Genomic DNA, 16,458 nt, shown 5'->3' with positions numbered 1-16,458 from the left:
CGCATTCCGTTGCGAGTTTAGTGGTCGCTTGCGCTGCGAAAATGATTCCAAATCGCCCGTAGAAAAATAACGGACAGGACAAGACCCGCCGCAATCAGCACATATTTGGTATGCAACACATGCCCAAAAACACGCCCCAGAAGTTGGCCAACGGCGCTACCGAGGACAGTGTATACCACCCCCCAAATCAACGCAGAAATGCCAGCGCGCAAGGCAAACTGCACGGTTCTGATTTCCGATTGGGCCAACGCGATGGGGCCGACAATCCGCATGCCCGGTATGAACTGAAAAATGGACGCATAGCGGGCGGGCTTCTTATTGAGTTTCTGCAACATCCCCGAGAGTCGTTTGTTCGCTAGGATCGACTGAACGCGCGACTGCCCGCGATAGCGCCGCCCCAGAAAAAACACCGATAGATTCGACAAGTAGGCACCGCAGATGGCCACCGACGCCACCTGCCAAGGTAATAGGAGATGGTGATGCGCCATGATGCCCCCTGTAATGGCGACGGTTTCACCCTCGACAATACTGCCCAAAAAGACGGCAAAAAGACCGTAATTGGATATCCAACTTTCTACACTAATAGTGACTCTCCATGTCTCAAATACGCACGGCTTTTCCGTTCGCCACATGTTGGGTCGGCCCTTGTTGAATGTCCAGAGTATCCGTCACAATCCAATCCGTTTTCGGATTTTTGTTGGGCGGGCCCCTTAACTCTGGATCGGCACAAACATCATGTTCCGCACCTATCGCGGCGCTTGGGTGGGTAACAAAGGCCAGTATAAAAACGGTTTCATGTTGTAATCCCCTTGTCCGCGAAGAGGCTTAGTTGCAGATCAAGCAGACGCGCACCGTCTTGCACAAGGTGGGTGGCGTCTCGGGTTAAGATGAGGCGCAACACAAGGCTTTGGATGATCCCGAATAGTAGCATCACACCGTCCTCTGCGCGCAATGTACCGCCCAAATGCCCTTGAGTTTGAGCCACTTCAAAGGAGCGGATCAAGGCGGCACGAAACGCGACAACCTCTGATTGGATGGCGCGCCGTGCTTGGGTTAAAATGCCAGTTGGGTCGCGGGTCACCATGATTTCCGGCAACGCCGGAGTTTGGGTCACCAGTTGCAGATGCCCCAAAATTAGATGTCGCAGATTGTCTACAGGGGACCGCTCTGACTGCTGTCCCTCAAGGGTATTTTCGCGGATTTGCGCACATAGCGTTTGGGTGGCAGCCCACCAGATGTCTTCCTTCTTGGGGTAGTGCTTATAAACCGCAGGCTGTGTCAGGCCAAGCCGCTTGGCGATCATACCGGTTGTCACATGATCCGGACCAACTTCGAACGCAAGATCCAAGGTCGTCGTCAGAATTTGCATCTTGCGATCTTCGGAGGATTTGCGTGTACTCATCCCCGTTTCACGGCCCGCGTCGCGATGACGGCGATCACAGCCCAAAAGGTAAATCTCAAGACCAGCGCGCCGATTGTGCGCATCTCAAACGGGGTGCCGAGCAAGACCACAAACGCAAATCCCAAGGCAACCCCTGCTGTTGCGATTGCAATTAAGCCTGACAGACGCGCCGCCCAAAGTGTGCCCTGCCACAGGCCGATCGCGGCCAGAATATAGGCCGCCCCTGCTAGGAAATTGAACCAAACGACAAACCCGACATAATTGCCCGCCCACGCCTGTGAGGCCATGGAACCAAACAAGACATTGCCTGCGGAAAACAGGGTTAACGCGCCAAATAACATGGCGACTATAGCTATGAACTTTTGCCCGCGAAAAGGTGAAGTGGGAACTGTTAGATGGCTATTCATTGGATACCCTACTATTGGTTATAGTATTATAACTAATAACAAGCACCTCGCGTTTCAACCTCGACACCAACTTTCCCTAAAATCAGGACAGAACGGTTTCCACCTCAATCTTATGTTGAGAAACCCTACTGTTTCAGAAACGCATGTGGTAACGCTCGCGGGCAGATTTCTGCTCTTTCTACTGATTGAATTTCGGCGACCGCCCAAGGAGATGTCCATTGCTAAAAGTAACCCCTAGACAGATGGTCTGGTTATGCATGGCTGTATTTTTTGTTCAGCCAATCCAGTTTGGCATTTGGCTATCAAATGTCGCCGAAATAAAGATAGGCTTGGGTCTAAGCAACTCGGATTTGGCGCTTGGTTTGTTGGGCATGCCCATCGGGCTTCTGCCCTCTCTCTATTTTGCCAGCCACGTCGTTGATCGAATCGGCCCAAGACACACCCTTTTGTGGTTATTTCCCCTCATGCTGATCGCAGGTGTTCTCCCAGGTTTCGCGACGGGTGTGGGATCGTTGTTCATGGCGCTTTTCGTGCTCGGGGCGCTCATTGCGTTTACTGAGGTCGCCTTGAATGTCTTTGCCGCGCGGGTGGAGAAAACGCTTGGGACATCCATCATGAACCGAGCGCATGGTTTTTGGAGCCTCGGCGTTATGGCGGGCAGTTTTATTGGTGTTCAGATGGCAGGGCTTGGCTTCACGGTGGCCGAAAGCTTGCAATGGGGGGGCTTGCTGCTTTTGCCATTATTGATGGTCGTTGCCTATATTTTGCCACGGATTGCGCCGAAACAAGAGACCACAGAAATCGCGCAGGCCAAACCACCGCTTCCAAAAGCGCTTCTACCGATTGTTGCCATTGTTTTTGGGGCAACAATTGTCGAAGGCGCAATGATTGACTGGTCGACCGTCTATATGCGCGATGTTGCTGAGATCATTGCTGGCAAAGAGGGCTGGGCGGTGACCATTTTCGCCGGTTTCGTGACGGCAGGGAGGTTTATTGGCGACGCAGTAAATAACCGATATGGAGCGATGCTGCTGGCGCGCATGTGCATTGGTTCCGCCATTTTGGGACTTGTCATTTTGACGCTCAACTTGGGACCGGACGCGTCATTTTTGGGCTTCGCTTTTGTCGGGCTAGGCGTGTCCACGATCTTTCCTCTGGGCATAAGCGCCAGCGCAGCTCTTGGGGATGAGGGAGAGGCGAGAAACGTATCGGTGATGACCTTTGGCGCGTTAAGCGGTTTCCTTGTTGGACCGCCCATGATTGGTTTCGTCGCAGAGGCAACCTCGCTTAATGTCGCCTTCGCCTTGCTCCTCCCCACGCTTGCACTGAGCTTTATCTTGGCGAAACATCTTTTACGCATGCGTTGATTGGATTGGGATGTTTACTCACCCGGATCGCGGTTTTCTAGGCTGCCGTCGCGTTGGCGGCGAAACAACCGTCCAACCGTGAAAGAGGTGCGCGGCGTATAGATATAAGGCGTGCGCGCGCCCTTGGTGGGACGCACTTGCATGCGTGCGAGGCCAAAGACAATCAGAACGCCGTGCCCGACCGATATCATCAGGAACAGGGCTTTGGGGCCGAAATCGTCAATAAGCACCGAGGCGAGGTAGGGCGCAAAGATAGCCCCAAGCGCGAAGAAAAACATCAGTGCGGCCGAGAGTTCGACGCGCTCCTCGGAGGTGGCAAAATCATGCGCGTGGGCCGCCGCGACGGAATAAATCGGAAAGGTCGTGAGGCCAAAAAGCCCCGCGGACAGCATGATCCCCGTCGTCCCCAAACCCGAGGCCATAATCGTAATGCCGCAACTGAGCATCGCGGCGAAGGATAGCCAAACCAACACCCAGCGGCGGTCGTATTTATCCGCCAACCACCCCACGGGGAGTTGTGCCAGTGCCCCGCCGAGCACGAAGGCCGACAAAAACCAAGCGATCTGGCCTGCGCTCAAGCCGACTTCCTGACCATAAATCGGGCCGACCATACGAAAGGACGCGCTTGAAAGCGCCGCGACCACAACCGCCGCCGCCGCCAAAGGCGAGCAATCAATCGCCAGACGTGGACGTAAACGGGCGCGGCTGGGGGTTTCAGGTTCTGCCGTGCGCGTCAGCATCAGGGGCAAAAGCGCCGCACAACAGAGGATAGCAAGCAGGTTGTAGGATATGTATGACGCGGGGGACAGGATTCCGATAATCATTTGCGCGGCCAGCGATCCCGTCATGTCCACGACGCGGTATACCCCCATCGTGCGGCCGCGTGTTTCATTGGTGACTCGCGCCTGCAACCACGCTTCGATCACGGTATAGCATCCCGCCACACAAAGCCCCGAGGCCACGCGCATCAAGGCCCACGCGTAGGGATCCAGCACCATCATATGTGCCATCAATCCGATGGAACCGCTGGCCGTGAAAGCGGCAAACGCGCGCGAGTGACCCACGTTGCCCATCAGGCGCGGTGCCCACCAGCAGCCTATGAAAAACCCCAGAAAATGGGCCGAGCCCAGCATTCCGATTTCCTGCTTGGAAAAGCCAAGGGTGAGCCCAGACAACACATCAAGAGGCCCCACGCCGCCGGACGAAAGTTGTAGCAAAATAACCGAGAGAAAAAGGGCGGCAAAAGAGATGAGTAATCGCATGTCGGGTTGAACTTGCCGCTTTTGTTTGAGCAATCCAAGAGGGATTGTGTGCTGCGATGAATTATTATGACGCGGAGTGCGAATTAGTAGAATTTCACCAAGTCATCTGACCAATACGAATACCCCTCGAACCCGCGCAAGCAACGGCTCACGTACCAGTAGAAACAAACTCCGTTATGGCCTTCGACAGCGCGTCCCAATCGGTAAACTCACGGTCTTCCTTGCGTGGATCAATTGCCTGATGACGCAAGATCGCGTGCCGCAGTATTTGGGTTTCATAATAGCCATAGCTGCTGGGGTGCACCGCTCCGGCAACGAGCAACTCTGCATTTGGCTCAAGACCAGTTCGCAATTTCATTTCAACCAAATATTCCTGCGCCTCCTCGATTAACTCGGGAAATGCAGCGCCAAGGCTGACGGAGATCATAAATGTGCGACGGGTCGCCAAGGAGTCTTGGCTTGCGGTCAACAGCAGTTCAAAATTCGGGGGATGCCGACGCTCATGGACAGGCGCGGCCAAAATGACAGTATCAAACCCCGCAAACGTTACTTCCGCCATCTTGTCAGATGCATCCACCAACGTGGCCTCATACCCCGCATTGCGCACTTCGGCTTCAACAAACCGAGCAATCTTGCGAGTCTGCCCTTCGAGAGATGCAAACAGAATAAGTACCGACATTCGGTTTCTCCTTATCTCTAGTCGCGGCGCTCAAACATCAGCGCCCCTCAACCGGTATCAGTGTCACGCTCGGCTGGCCTTGTCCGAAATCAAATGTGGGTGATTAATTATGACCTTACCTATCGCTGCCATCCGCACGGGCTAAATATTTCGACCAGAGTTGACCAACGTCAAATTAAAGAAAGAGCAGGGTTGATAGGGACATCTCAAGCAGTCTTGGGGTCCGATATCCGCAGTTTACCCACCTTTATTGATCTACGTGCCTTCCTTGCTTGGACCAAGGAAAAGGGCGATTTTCTTTGTCTCCCTGACAAGATCAACCTGCAACATGAAATGACCGCCGTGCAAATGGCAGCGTTGCGCGCCAAGGGTCCGGTTTTGCGCTTTGATGCTGCCATCGGAGCGGAGAATACTGCGTCTGCCATGCCTGTGATCGGCAATCTTTTCGGCACCTCAGAACGTGTCGCCGCCGGACTAGGACTTGCGCTTGATGAGGTTCCTGCCTTTGGCGACTTTCTCGCGGCCTTGCGCAGCCCGCCTCTAGTGGATGGCATGCGCGATGCGCTGTCCCGCTGGCCGATGCTCAAGGCGGCCCTGACGACACGCCCGAAACTTCTGCGCACAGCACCTGTGCAAGAAATTGACGCGCCGATTGATATGAATATGATCCCCGTCCAAACGCCGTGGCCCGAGGATGCGGGGCCGTTGATCACATGGCCAGTTGTCATCACGCGGCCCTATGGCACGACGCTGGACAGTTTGGCACAGTATAACTTGGGGGGTTACCGCGCTCAAGTTATGGGAGCAGATCGCTTAATCCTGCGCTGGCTGGCACATCGCGGCGGGGCGGCCCATGCCCGCAGCTGGGCGCAAGCTGGTGCGCCGATGCCGGTTGCAATTGCCCTCGGAGCGGACCCTGCAACGCTGCTTTCTGCGGCGCTTCCCCTACCCGAAAATATCTCGGAATTGATGTTTTCGGGCGTATTGCGCGGCGCGCGCACGCAACTTGTTCCCGCCCGCAGCGTACCGCTTTTGGTGCCCGCCCATGCGGAAATTATGATCGAAGGCTGGGTTCACCCCAATGATTTCGCCCCAGAGGGGCCGTTTGGCGATCACACCGGTTATTACAACTCGGTCGAAAACTTCCCTGTGTTGCGGATCAGCGCGATCACCCATCGCCGCAATCCACTCTATCTGAGTACGGTTACGGGGCGCCCTCCTGATGAGCCGTCGGTAATTGGCGAAGTGTTCAATACCCTCGCCCTGCCCGTGATCCGCGCACAAATTCCCGAGATCCGCGACCTTTGGTTACCGCCTGCGGCGTGCTCCTATCGGATGGCTGTGGTGCAGATTTCCAAACGCTATCCTGGTCAAGCTAAGCGCGTCATGATGGCGCTCTGGGGAATGCTGGCGCAGTTCTCTTATACCAAGACAATTATCGTGGTGGATGAAGACATTGACCCGCGCAATTGGGACGACGTTGCTTGGGCCATGGCCACCCGCATGGACCCCTCTCGTGATGTGACTGTGCTCGAAAATACGCCAATGGACTATCTGGATTTCTCCAGCCCCCGTGACGGGTTGGCTGGCAAGCTTGGCATTGATGCCACAAATAAAATCGGCGCGGAGACCATGCGTGAATGGGGCCGCGTGATGGCGATTGATCCGGAACACGAGGCGCGCGCCACCGAATTGATTGCGCGGTATCTTGGGGGTGCGCGATGACCAGACGGGTGGTTTTGGGCGTCTCTGGAGCGTCAGGCGCGGCTTTGGCGCTGGAAGCTGCGAAGGTTCTGCACTGCGCCGGTATTAAGGTTGATTTGGTGCTCTCGCGGATGGCGGAACGCACTTTAGAGCTCGAAATCGGGCCTAACGCACAAGCCGAACTGGTGGCTTTGGTAGACCGCCTACATCCGGTCGCCGATCTGGGGGCAACCATTGCTTCTGGCTCTTATCCCGTTGCGGGCATGATCGTCGCGCCTTGTTCGATGCGCAGTCTTGCCGCGATTGCGCAGGGGCTGGATGATAACCTGCTGACCCGCGCCGCCAGTATGCAACTCAAAGAACGCCGCCCCTTGATTTTGCTGGCGCGTCAAGCACCGCTGACGCTGGCCCACTTGCGCAATATGACCGCGGTCACCCAAATGGGCGGTATCATTATGCCGCCCGTGCCCGCGTTTTACCTGCGCCCCCAAACCACCCAAGACATCACCACCCAAATCGCCGCGCGCGCGGTTGATTTTTTGCGACTTGCCCCTGCCCAAGCCAAAGCCTGGGCTCCCTCAATCGGAGACGACCCAAAATGAAAATATCCCTAGATACGCAAGTGCGCGATATTGCCGCCGAGATGCCCGGTGCCGCCGAATTGTTCCGCCAAGCAGGCATCAGTTTCTGTTGCGGCGGCAAGATGCCGTTGGCCGAGGCTGCGGACGCCCAAGGATTGAAACCTGACACCCTGTTGGCGCAACTTATGGCGTTGCAAGAGGCCGCGAACCGCGATGCACCAAGCGAAACATCGGCGCTGATCGATCATCTGTTGGAACGCTACCATGAAACCCATCGCCGCGAATTGGAGAGCCTAATCCCCTTGGCGCAACGTGTGGAAACCGTGCATGGCGACCACGAAGAGGCCCCACTTGGGCTGACGGCCGCATTGATCGCTTTGTATGACGAACTGGACCCCCATATGCAGAAGGAGGAACAGGTTTTGTTCCCTTTGATGCGCGAAGGGAATGCCTCCGCGCTGGCTGCCCCACTCGCGATTATGCGTCAAGACCACGAGAATTCCACCAATCTTTTGCGAGGGATTGAGCATGCCAGCCATGGTCTAAACCTACCCGAAGGCGCTTGTGGCTCGTGGACGGCGCTTTACACTGGAGTGCGCAAATTGGGCGACGATCTTGTGGCGCATATCCATCTGGAGGAAACTGTGCTGTTTCCACGGTTTGACGGCCAAGCGGCATAACCTGCCCGCGCTATGGGCCGAGGCTTTGTGGGCGAAGATAGTCCGGTTCGTGGCGTGGGCGCTATTTGTTGATGCGTTTGATTTGGTCGATATTGATTTCCACGATGCAGTCGCCACTGGGAGGCTGGTTGTCATCCGGCGGTTATACCGAAAACTTATGGTTCTGAATATCTCAATCACATTCGGCCGAGCCGCGATTGGAGTTGGAGACTGGGCGCAATAAAATGCGTTGCTACACAGTCTCGACCGAAGGGAAACCTAAATTTTGGGGCGAAGTTCGGCCATAACAAGATCATAGATATCCCGTTTGAAGGGGACGATCGATTGGAGCAACTCATCGGGTGCCATCCAGCGCCATTCGCTAAATTCGGGGTGTTCGGTTTGGATGTTAATATCGGCATCCGTTCCGTTGAACCGCATTAGGAACCAAAGCTGTTCTTGGCCGCGATATTTGCCTTTCCAGAGGCGTTGGGACAGTTCCAGCGGCAAATCATAGGGGAGCCATTCACTGGTTTGAGCCTCAATGGTTACGAGGTTTTTGGTCACGCCGGTTTCTTCCCAAAGCTCTCTTAGGACAGCGACTTCCGGCGCTTCGCCCTTATCAACGCCTCCTTGAGGCATTTGCCAAGCAGGCGGCCCAGATTCGGGGCGGTCGTTGCGTTGACCTGCAAAAATGTGACCGTCTTTATTGACCAGCATGACGCCAACACAGGGGCGGTAGGGGCGATTGTCTTGAGCATCGATGGTCATGGGAGGCAACACTTTGCATTTAGAAAAGAAACGGGGCAGCGGCTTTGAAACCACTGCCCCGAAATTTGTGTTCTCAAACTTACTTTTCGCCACTTAAGGCGGTAAGTCCGCGCAGGATATCGATGGCGTAGGAAAGCTGATAATCTTCGTCGCGCAACTTGGCTGCGTCTTCTTCAGCTTGTTGCTCCTCTTGCAGGAGGTGACGCTCATCGTCTGTCATCGAGTCATTGGAGAGGCTACCGCGCAGGTCTTCTTCTGTGCGGCGCTTAGGTGTATCCTCTTCCTCTTCTTCGACGGCTTCCGGATCGCGGCGGGGCTGTTCAACAACGATGTTTGGCGACACGCCGAGAGCTTGGATTGAGCGGCCAGACGGTGTGTAATACCGTGCCGTTGTTAGGCGCATGGCACCGTCGCCTTTGAGGGGCATGATCGTCTGAACAGATCCCTTGCCGAAGCTTTTGGTGCCGACAACAACGGCGCGACGGTGATCTTGCAGGGCACCCGCGACGATCTCGGATGCCGATGCGGAGCCACCGTTGATTAAGACAACGATTGGTTTGCCCTCAGCCAAATCGCCAGCGGTCGCATTGAAGCGCTCGCCATCTGCGGCAGCGCGGCCACGAGTTGAAACGATTTCTCCGGCCTCTAGGAAGGCGTCGGAGACGCGGATCGCTTGCGTGAGGAGGCCACCTGGATTGTTGCGCAAATCGACGATAAATCCATTTACGTTTTCAATACCGCCAGCCTCTTCGACCTGTTCTTTGATCCCTTCAGCAAGATTGGGGTATGTTTGGTCATTGAAGGTTGTGATCCGTAAAACGACGGTGTCGCCTTCGGTGCGCGACCGCACGGCTGTAAGCTTGATGATGTCGCGAATTATGGAAATATCGAAGGGTTCTGTTTCGCCCTCGCGCACGACGGTGATGATGATTTCACTGCCAACTTCACCGCGCATCGCTTCAACGGCTTCGTCGAGTGTTAGGCCGAGTATGCTTTCGCCATCAACGTGCGTAATAAAATCGCCTGCTTCGACGCCCGCTTCAAAGGCTGGTGTGTCGTCAATCGGAGAGACAACTTTAACGAAGCCCTCCTCTTGGGTCACTTCGATGCCAAGGCCGCCAAATTCGCCGCGCGTTTGTTCGCGCATGTCGTCGAAATCGGTCGGGGGTAGGTAGCTTGAATGCGGGTCGAGGGATGTGAGCATCCCGGAGATCGCGGCTTCAATAAGTTCGGATTCGTCAACTTCTTCGACATATTGTGCGCGGATGCGCTCAAAAGCTGCGCCGAATAAGTCGAGCTGCTCATAGACCGAAGATTTCGTTTCAGTTTCCTGTGCCAAAAGAGGGGCAGCAAGCTGTGTTGTCACCAAAACGGCCAAAAGCGAGCCACCGGCTGCTGCCATAAAGAATTTCTTCATATTGTCCTATTCCTTTGTCACTGCAAACCACGGGGCGGGATCCAGCGTGGATTTGCCCTGTCGTAACTCCATATAAAGCGTTTCCGAACGAGAAGCGCCACTCCCATTGCGCGTTTTCTGCAAAAACTCTTGCGCTTGAGGCGCGTTACCGCCCATGAGACCCAACGGATCCCCTGTCAGAACCACTTGGCCGACTTCGCCATATACCTCACTTAATCCAGCTATGACCAAAAGATAACCCGCTTGTGGCTCCAGAATGATCACATTTCCGTAGTCAAGCAGCGGACCGCGATAGCGAATGGTCGCCGGAGCCGGAGATGTAACGACGGAAAGAGGGTTCGCCGCGATCAAAAAACCGGGGCGACGGATGCCCGAGGCGTCGGCTTCGTCATACTTTCTCAAGACGCGCCCCAAGACGGGGAGGTTGAGGTTTCCCTGCATGGCTTCGAAATCCATGATGACCAAAGGCGCGGCGTCGACGCCTTGCACCAGTCCCGTGGCGAAGGCTTCAAGTGTTTCGCTGCCTTCGAGCAGGCTTTGCAGGCGCTCAGGGTCTTCAACAAAGCGGCGCGGTAGATCTGTGCGGTCCGAAATCGCCAGCGATAATTCGGTGCGCGCGTCTTGGGCGCCAAAAAGCCCTTCCTGAAGCGATTGCACGGCACTTTCCTGAAGCGAACGCAGCAGGGCAACTTCCTGAAGGCGGGCGCGTAATTCTTCGGCGTTCGCCTGAAGGCTTGGTGTGACGTCCGACAGGATCATCCCAGAGCGCGCGGTTCCAAGGGGGCCGGAGGGGTGGAGCAGTAAGAGAGGCGTCGGCGACGATTCCATTGATTGCAGAACCCCAATCAACTGGGCGACTTCTTCGCGGCGGGCTTCAAATTCAAGCGCAATGGCCTGTTCGCGAATAGTGGCACGTCGCAGGCCCTCGCGCATGGCTTCAAGGCCCGCTTCAAAGGCTTGCACCGCTTCGGTCAGGGCGGCAACGCGATCACTCGCGCTTTTGGCGTCGTCTAACGCCAAGGTTGCCGTGCTGATTTGTTGGGCCGCGCGGCGTGCCGCATGCGAAGGATCAACCTCCGCCATCGAAGGCGTAGCCATGCCCAACGTCAAAAGGCAGCCTATGATGCGCAGGGTTTTCATCGAATGATCAGCGTCTCGCCCGTCATTTCTGGCGGGAGATCAAGCCCCATCAGATCGAGGATCGTTGGCGCAAGATCGGAAAGGCGACCCGTCCGAAGTTTAGCGCCCGCGGGTCCACCAAACAGGGCGACGGGAACGGGATTGGTTGTATGGGCGGTGTGTGGCCCTCCGGTTACGGGGTCTACCATCGTTTCACAATTGCCGTGGTCCGCCGTAACAATCATCGCGCCTCCAACGGCCTCCAATGCCTCAAGTACGCGCCCCAGACCGCGATCCACCGCTTCACACGCCTTGATCGCTGCCGCCAAATCGCCCGTGTGGCCGACCATATCGGGGTTCGCGTAATTGGTGACGATGAGGTCATAGCCCGCATTGATGGCCTCGACGAATTTGTCTGTGACCTCGACGGAAGACATCTCAGGTTGCAAATCATAGGTCGCGACTTTGGGCGACTGCGGCATAAAGCGGTCTTCACCGATTTCCGGCTCTTCTTTGCCGCCGTTCAAAAAGAACGTCACATGTGGGTATTTTTCGGTTTCGGCAAGGCGGAATTGGCGCAAACCCTTTTGGGCGACCCAAGAGCCAAGGGTGTTCACAAGGTTTGCCTTGGGAAAACAGACGTCCATATAGGTGGTGTGGTCATCGGAATAACCGACCATCCCAAGGTAGCTCGAAAGCGTGGGTCGAGGTCCGGTTTCAAATCCATCAAAGGCGGGTTGTCCAATGGCCGCAAGAATTTCGCGGGCGCGGTCTGCGCGGAAGTTGAGGCAATAAACCCCGTCGCCATCCCGAACGCCCACATAGGGTGCGATGACGGTCGGCAAGATGAATTCGTCGGTTTCGCCGCGCGCCCAAGCTGCGGAGACAGCCTCGATGGCTGTGTTCGCGGCTTCTCCCGTGGTATTTATTATTGCGCCATAGGCTTTGGAGACGCGTTCCCAGCGGTTGTCCCGATCCAAGGCGTAATAGCGTCCAGAAACCGTGCCGATCTGGACGGATTGGGGCAGGGCGGCCACAAATTCGGCCATAAAGTGATCTGCCGATTTAGGTGCAACATCGCGCCCGTCGGTGATTGCATGGATGACGCATGGCACGCCTGCGTCGCTGACTGCTTTGGCTGCCGCGACGACGTGGTTGAGATGCCCGTGCACGCCGCCGTCCGAAATGACACCGATCAAATGCGCGGTGCCGCCATTGTTTTTTAGGGTGTCGATAAATCCGCGCAGGGCTTTGTTTTGGGCGAAACTTCCATTCTCAACCGCAAGGTCAATTTGTCCAAGGTCCATCGGCACCACGCGTCCGGCCCCGATATTTGTGTGCCCAACTTCCGAATTGCCCATCTGCCCCGTGGGGAGGCCCACATCGGGTCCGTATGTGGTCAGGGTCGCATGCGGGCTTTCACTCATGATGCGGTCGAAAATCGGCGTCGCGGCCATCGCTGGCGCGTTGTTCGCGGTTTCGTCGCGGTGTCCCCAACCATCAAGAATACAAAGAACAATCGGTTTTTTTGCTATCGTTTTCGCGGACATGGTTCTCTCGCTTTATGGATTTGCGTTAGGTTTAATCCGCAGCCCTGCGAAGAGCAAGGTCATGTGCGGTGGTAAGGGCTGCCCGAAAGGATTGTCGCGGCGCGATACAGTTGTTCAGAGAGCATAACGCGCGCCAACATATGCGGCCAGACCATAGCGCCAAAGGATAGGCGAAAATTGGCCTTGGCGCGCAGGGATCTCGCAATGCCGTCCGCGCCACCAATAATAAAGGCCACGTCGCTTTGTCCGTCATCGCGCCATTGTGCAAGGTGGTTGGCAAAATCGGGGCTTGGCATAACCTTGCCCCGTTCGTCCATAATCGCGATCAGGGCGTTTTGCGGCAGGGCGCGTTCCAGAAGGACGGCTTCTGCTTCGGAGCCAAGCCCCTTTTTGTCCTCGACTTCATGCACGATGACGGGCCCAAGGTTCAGGGCGCGTCCCGTGCGGTCAAATCGGGTGAGATAATCGTCCAAAAGGGCGCGTTCTGGCCCCGCCCGCATGCGGCCAACAGCACAGATATGAACGCGCATCCTTGAAACCTATGTCAAAGAGGTTGGATCGCTTGAGCCTGGAACGCCAGCCTGCCACATTTTTTCAAGCTGATAGAATTCGCGCACTTCAGGGCGGAATACATGCACAATCACGTCGCCCGCATCGACCAGAACCCAATCGCCGGGGCCTTTGCCTTCAAGCTTCGAAATGTAGCCGGTCTCTTGCTTGATGCGATCCGCGAGCTTCTCGGAAATTGCCGAGACTTGGCGCGAGGAGCGACCCGAGCACACGATCATTTGGTCGGCCATTTCCGACTTGCCCGCAAGATCGATTGTTACAACGTCTTCAGCTTTGTCATCTTCTAAAGACGACAAAATGATCGCGAGCAAAGCTTCGCTCGCGGCACTTTCGGATGCTGTTTTTTTCTTTGCCTTAACGGGTTTGTCGCCGTTGGCAGTGTCAGAAGAGTGAGACAGATTCCTGTCCTCCGTAATGCGCACCGGACCCTCCGATGCATGTATTGTCTAAAGATAACACCGCATATGTTAAATCTCAATGATAAGACGCGGGGTCATAGGACTTTGGCGCGGGATTAGCAACACCACAAAGCTTAATCGGGGCGGGAAAGCGCGAAATTTGGTGCTAGGGGCCGCATTTATAACCCTTGTCGTCTTGGGTTTTCGCGCGGGGAAGTATTGCGAGACTCATTCAAAGAGAGTATGGCAACGTTATGAAGCGTATATTTGACATCGATGACCATAGTTTTCTGCCTTGGCGGTTCTATGGACAACAGCTCTCGATCAACGCCTACCTCTAGGTTTGGCGCGCCACAGGTGCGTCCGCTTTGCAGCCAAAATGCCACAAATTTACCTAACGAACGGGAGTGGACCATGTCCGCCAAAACACTTTATGACAAAATCTGGGATGCCCATGTCGCCCAAGTTGACGAAGACGGCACAACCCTACTTTATATTGACCGCCACCTTGTCCACGAAGTGACAAGCCCGCAGGCCTTTGAAGGTTTGCGCCTAACGAATCGCAAAGTGCGCGCGCCGGATAAAACCATCGCTGTGCCTGATCACAACGTACCAACCACGCTGGATCGCGCCAAAGGTATCGAAAACGAAGAGAGCCGCATTCAAGTTGACGCTCTCGATAAGAACGCCAAGGATTTTGGCATTCACTACTATCCAGTTTCCGACGTGCGCCAAGGAATTGTGCACATCGTTGGCCCAGAGCAGGGTTGGACCCTTCCGGGCATGACTGTAGTTTGCGGCGACAGCCACACAGCAACCCACGGCGCGTTTGGCGCGTTGGCGCATGGCATCGGGACATCGGAAGTTGAGCATGTTTTGGCGACCCAAACGCTGATCCAGCAAAAATCCAAAAACATGAAGGTCGAAATCACAGGGAAATTGAATCCCGGTGTGACAGCCAAAGACATCACTATGGCCGTGATCGGCGTAACGGGCACCGCTGGCGGTACTGGTTATGTGATCGAATATTGTGGCGAAGCCATCCGCGCCCTTTCTATGGAAGGCCGTATGACTGTCTGTAATATGGCCATCGAAGGCGGCGCGCGCGCAGGTATGATTGCGCCCGACCAAACAACGTTTGACTATGTCAAAGGCCGTCCACATGCACCCAAAGGCGCGGAATTTGACGCGGCTCTGGCGTGGTGGAAAACGCTCTTTTCTGACGATGACGCGCATTTTGACAAAGTCATCACCCTTAAGGCCGAAGACATTCAGCCTGTTGTAACATGGGGCACTTCGCCCGAAGACGTGTTGCCGATTACGGCCACCGTGCCGTTCCCGTCGGATTTTACCGGTGGCAAAGTTGACGCCGTTGCGCGCTCACTGGAATACATGGGCCTCACGCCTGGTATGAAATTGACCGACATTGAAATCGACACAGTGTTCATTGGCTCCTGTACCAATGGCCGGATCGAAGATTTGCGCGCAGTTGCGGGCGTCGTGAAGGGCAAGAAAATTAAAGAAGGTATGCGGGCGATGATCGTTCCGGGTTCCGGCCTCGTGCGGGCGCAAGCCGAAGAAGAGGGCCTTGCTGCTATCTTCACGGACGCCGGTTTTGAATGGCGTTTGGCTGGGTGTTCCATGTGTTTGGCAATGAATCCAGATCAGCTTTCGGATGGTGAACGCTGTGCAGCAACATCCAACCGCAATTTCGAAGGTCGTCAGGGCCGTGGTGGGCGTACCCATCTCGTGTCTCCAGCTATGGCAGCAGCCGCTGCTTTGACTGGTAAATTGACCGACATCCGCGACCTTATTTAAGAGGAATACCCTAAATGGAAAAGTTCGAAAAACTGACCGGAATCGCGGCGCCAATGCCGTTGATCAATATCGACACTGATATGATCATCCCAAAAGTATTCCTGAAAACGATCAATCGCACGGGGCTTGGCGTCAATTTGTTCGCCGAAATGCGCTATAATAACGACGGCTCTGAAAAGGCGGATTTTGTGCTGAACAATCCCGCATATCGGGACGCGGAAATCCTTATTGCGGGCGACAACTTTGGGTGTGGCTCGTCGCGGGAGCACGCACCTTGGGCGATCAAAGACTTCGGAATTCGGTGTGTTATTTCCACAAGCCTTGCGGATATTTTCTTCAGCAATTGCTTCAAAAACGGAATTTTGCCGATCATCCTCCCCAAGGAGCAAGTCGACATGTTGATGCAGGATGCCGGTAATGGCGCGAACGCACGCATGACTGTAGACCTTGAAGCGCAAGAGATCACGATGTCAGATGGAACGGTTGTTCCCTTCGATGTTGACGCCTTCAAAAAGCAATGTTTGCTCGAAGGTCTGGATGACATCAGCCTAACTTTGGCCAAAGAAGCGGCGATTGATTCTTTCGAATCTGCCGCGGCGATCTCTCGCCCTTGGGTATAACGCTAGGCGGTAAAATTGCCGGTTCCACCACATCTAGGGGGTCGCAGTATATCTGCGACCCCCTTCGTGGTTAATGATGCAATCTCGCACCAGTTTCACCATGAAATTGCCTTAAACATTTAGTCATAGTTAAC

18 protein-coding genes are annotated in these 16,458 nt (G+C 55.3%); 7 read left to right on the top strand and 11 right to left on the bottom strand.

Annotation, left to right across the window (positions count from 1 at the left end; genetic code table 11):
• Nucleotides 1-17: 17 nt before the first annotated feature.
• Nucleotides 18-488: a DedA family protein gene (locus AB9F26_RS11215; RefSeq protein ID WP_369768043.1), complete on the bottom strand. Its 471-nt coding sequence runs from the start codon at nt 486-488 to the stop codon at nt 18-20.
• On the opposite strand from AB9F26_RS11215, the gene AB9F26_RS11210 reads away from it, so the two are divergent.
• Nucleotides 480-770, top strand: a complete 291-nt coding sequence (locus AB9F26_RS11210; protein WP_369768042.1) for a hypothetical protein — start codon at nt 480-482, stop codon at nt 768-770. The genes AB9F26_RS11215 and AB9F26_RS11210 overlap by 9 nt on opposite strands.
• A 23-nt stretch (nt 771-793) precedes the next feature.
• Here AB9F26_RS11210 and AB9F26_RS11205 read toward each other — a convergent pair whose 3' ends face one another.
• Both AB9F26_RS11205 and AB9F26_RS11200 read right to left on the bottom strand, forming a co-directional pair.
• Nucleotides 794-1,402, bottom strand: coding sequence for a TetR/AcrR family transcriptional regulator (locus tag AB9F26_RS11205; protein ID WP_369768041.1), 609 nt, complete (start codon nt 1,400-1,402; stop codon nt 794-796).
• Nucleotides 1,399-1,809 (bottom strand): hypothetical protein, encoded by a 411-nt coding sequence (locus AB9F26_RS11200; RefSeq protein WP_369768040.1) that lies wholly within the window; start codon nt 1,807-1,809, stop codon nt 1,399-1,401. The genes AB9F26_RS11205 and AB9F26_RS11200 overlap by 4 nt, the downstream gene beginning before the upstream one ends.
• A gap of 257 nt (nt 1,810-2,066) precedes the next feature.
• Here AB9F26_RS11200 and AB9F26_RS11195 point away from each other — a divergent pair, with 257 nt between their 5' ends.
• Nucleotides 2,067-3,176, top strand: a complete 1,110-nt coding sequence (locus tag AB9F26_RS11195; RefSeq protein WP_369768039.1) for an MFS transporter — start codon at nt 2,067-2,069, stop codon at nt 3,174-3,176.
• 14 nt (nt 3,177-3,190) lie between these two features.
• On the opposite strand, the gene AB9F26_RS11190 is transcribed toward AB9F26_RS11195, so the two are convergent.
• Both AB9F26_RS11190 and AB9F26_RS11185 read right to left on the bottom strand, forming a co-directional pair.
• Nucleotides 3,191-4,438, bottom strand: coding sequence for an MFS transporter (locus AB9F26_RS11190; RefSeq protein ID WP_369768038.1), 1,248 nt, complete (start codon nt 4,436-4,438; stop codon nt 3,191-3,193).
• A 148-nt stretch (nt 4,439-4,586) separates the two neighbouring features.
• Nucleotides 4,587-5,117 (bottom strand): flavodoxin domain-containing protein, encoded by a 531-nt coding sequence (locus AB9F26_RS11185; protein WP_369754872.1) that lies wholly within the window; start codon nt 5,115-5,117, stop codon nt 4,587-4,589.
• A gap of 228 nt (nt 5,118-5,345) precedes the next feature.
• Between AB9F26_RS11185 and AB9F26_RS11180 the strand changes: the two genes are divergently transcribed.
• The 3 genes from AB9F26_RS11180 to ric are packed head-to-tail and all read left to right on the top strand — an operon-like array spanning nt 5,346 to nt 8,082.
• The gene (locus tag AB9F26_RS11180; protein WP_369768093.1) at nt 5,346-6,842 is read left to right on the top strand and encodes a UbiD family decarboxylase; all 1,497 of its coding nucleotides are present in this window, start codon (nt 5,346-5,348) and stop codon (nt 6,840-6,842) included.
• The gene (locus tag AB9F26_RS11175; RefSeq protein ID WP_369768037.1) at nt 6,839-7,423 is read left to right on the top strand and encodes a UbiX family flavin prenyltransferase; all 585 of its coding nucleotides are present in this window, start codon (nt 6,839-6,841) and stop codon (nt 7,421-7,423) included. Before AB9F26_RS11180 ends, AB9F26_RS11175 begins: the two co-directional genes overlap by 4 nt.
• Nucleotides 7,420-8,082: an iron-sulfur cluster repair di-iron protein gene (gene ric, locus AB9F26_RS11170; RefSeq protein ID WP_335583852.1), complete on the top strand. Its 663-nt coding sequence runs from the start codon at nt 7,420-7,422 to the stop codon at nt 8,080-8,082. The genes AB9F26_RS11175 and ric overlap by 4 nt, the downstream gene beginning before the upstream one ends.
• A 258-nt stretch (nt 8,083-8,340) precedes the next feature.
• Here ric and AB9F26_RS11165 read toward each other — a convergent pair whose 3' ends face one another.
• From AB9F26_RS11165 to rsfS, 6 genes are all read right to left on the bottom strand, one after another.
• Nucleotides 8,341-8,832: an RNA pyrophosphohydrolase gene (locus AB9F26_RS11165; protein ID WP_369768036.1), complete on the bottom strand. Its 492-nt coding sequence runs from the start codon at nt 8,830-8,832 to the stop codon at nt 8,341-8,343.
• Between the two features lie 79 nt (nt 8,833-8,911).
• A complete protein-coding gene (locus tag AB9F26_RS11160) occupies nt 8,912-10,249 on the bottom strand; it encodes a S41 family peptidase (RefSeq protein WP_335583850.1) in 1,338 nt (445 codons plus the stop codon).
• A gap of 6 nt (nt 10,250-10,255) precedes the next feature.
• On the bottom strand, nt 10,256-11,347 hold the full coding sequence (locus AB9F26_RS11155) for a murein hydrolase activator EnvC (protein WP_082802414.1): 1,092 nt from the start codon (nt 11,345-11,347) through the stop codon (nt 10,256-10,258).
• A gap of 38 nt (nt 11,348-11,385) precedes the next feature.
• Nucleotides 11,386-12,918, bottom strand: coding sequence for a 2,3-bisphosphoglycerate-independent phosphoglycerate mutase (gene gpmI, locus AB9F26_RS11150; protein WP_369768035.1), 1,533 nt, complete (start codon nt 12,916-12,918; stop codon nt 11,386-11,388).
• 59 nt (nt 12,919-12,977) lie between these two features.
• Nucleotides 12,978-13,448: a 23S rRNA (pseudouridine(1915)-N(3))-methyltransferase RlmH gene (gene rlmH, locus AB9F26_RS11145; protein ID WP_369768034.1), complete on the bottom strand. Its 471-nt coding sequence runs from the start codon at nt 13,446-13,448 to the stop codon at nt 12,978-12,980.
• Nucleotides 13,449-13,457: 9 nt separating this feature from the next.
• Complete coding sequence (gene rsfS, locus AB9F26_RS11140; RefSeq protein WP_369768033.1) at nt 13,458-13,910, bottom strand: ribosome silencing factor; 453 nt, start codon at nt 13,908-13,910, stop codon at nt 13,458-13,460.
• Nucleotides 13,911-14,300: 390 nt separating this feature from the next.
• Here rsfS and leuC point away from each other — a divergent pair, with 390 nt between their 5' ends.
• Nucleotides 14,301-15,704, top strand: coding sequence for a 3-isopropylmalate dehydratase large subunit (gene leuC, locus AB9F26_RS11135; RefSeq protein WP_369754865.1), 1,404 nt, complete (start codon nt 14,301-14,303; stop codon nt 15,702-15,704).
• A 14-nt stretch (nt 15,705-15,718) separates the two neighbouring features.
• Nucleotides 15,719-16,324, top strand: coding sequence for a 3-isopropylmalate dehydratase small subunit (leuD, locus tag AB9F26_RS11130; protein ID WP_335583846.1), 606 nt, complete (start codon nt 15,719-15,721; stop codon nt 16,322-16,324).
• The last annotated feature ends 134 nt before the right edge of the window (nt 16,325-16,458 follow it).

This window comes from Falsihalocynthiibacter sp. BN13B15, from assembly GCF_041205415.1.
GTDB lineage: Bacteria > Pseudomonadota > Alphaproteobacteria > Rhodobacterales > Rhodobacteraceae > Falsihalocynthiibacter > Falsihalocynthiibacter arcticus.
The sequence above is the reverse complement of the archived record's forward strand: the minus strand, read 5'-3'. Positions and strand labels throughout refer to the sequence as shown.

Coding starts and splice junctions, on each gene's coding strand:
- AB9F26_RS11210 (WP_369768042.1), top strand. CDS start 480: ATGCGCCATGATGCCCCCTGTAATGGCGACGGTTTCACCCTCGACAAT.
- AB9F26_RS11215 (WP_369768043.1), bottom strand. CDS start 488: ATGGCGCATCACCATCTCCTATTACCTTGGCAGGTGGCGTCGGTGGCC.
- AB9F26_RS11205 (WP_369768041.1), bottom strand. CDS start 1,402: ATGAGTACACGCAAATCCTCCGAAGATCGCAAGATGCAAATTCTGACG.
- AB9F26_RS11200 (WP_369768040.1), bottom strand. CDS start 1,809: ATGAATAGCCATCTAACAGTTCCCACTTCACCTTTTCGCGGGCAAAAG.
- AB9F26_RS11195 (WP_369768039.1), top strand. CDS start 2,067: ATGGCTGTATTTTTTGTTCAGCCAATCCAGTTTGGCATTTGGCTATCA.
- AB9F26_RS11190 (WP_369768038.1), bottom strand. CDS start 4,438: ATGCGATTACTCATCTCTTTTGCCGCCCTTTTTCTCTCGGTTATTTTG.
- AB9F26_RS11185 (WP_369754872.1), bottom strand. CDS start 5,117: ATGTCGGTACTTATTCTGTTTGCATCTCTCGAAGGGCAGACTCGCAAG.
- AB9F26_RS11175 (WP_369768037.1), top strand. CDS start 6,839: ATGACCAGACGGGTGGTTTTGGGCGTCTCTGGAGCGTCAGGCGCGGCT.
- ric (WP_335583852.1), top strand. CDS start 7,420: ATGAAAATATCCCTAGATACGCAAGTGCGCGATATTGCCGCCGAGATG.
- AB9F26_RS11165 (WP_369768036.1), bottom strand. CDS start 8,832: ATGACCATCGATGCTCAAGACAATCGCCCCTACCGCCCCTGTGTTGGC.
- AB9F26_RS11160 (WP_335583850.1), bottom strand. CDS start 10,249: ATGAAGAAATTCTTTATGGCAGCAGCCGGTGGCTCGCTTTTGGCCGTT.
- AB9F26_RS11155 (WP_082802414.1), bottom strand. CDS start 11,347: ATGGCTACGCCTTCGATGGCGGAGGTTGATCCTTCGCATGCGGCACGC.
- gpmI (WP_369768035.1), bottom strand. CDS start 12,918: ATGTCCGCGAAAACGATAGCAAAAAAACCGATTGTTCTTTGTATTCTT.
- rlmH (WP_369768034.1), bottom strand. CDS start 13,448: ATGCGCGTTCATATCTGTGCTGTTGGCCGCATGCGGGCGGGGCCAGAA.
- leuC (WP_369754865.1), top strand. CDS start 14,301: ATGTCCGCCAAAACACTTTATGACAAAATCTGGGATGCCCATGTCGCC.
- leuD (WP_335583846.1), top strand. CDS start 15,719: ATGGAAAAGTTCGAAAAACTGACCGGAATCGCGGCGCCAATGCCGTTG.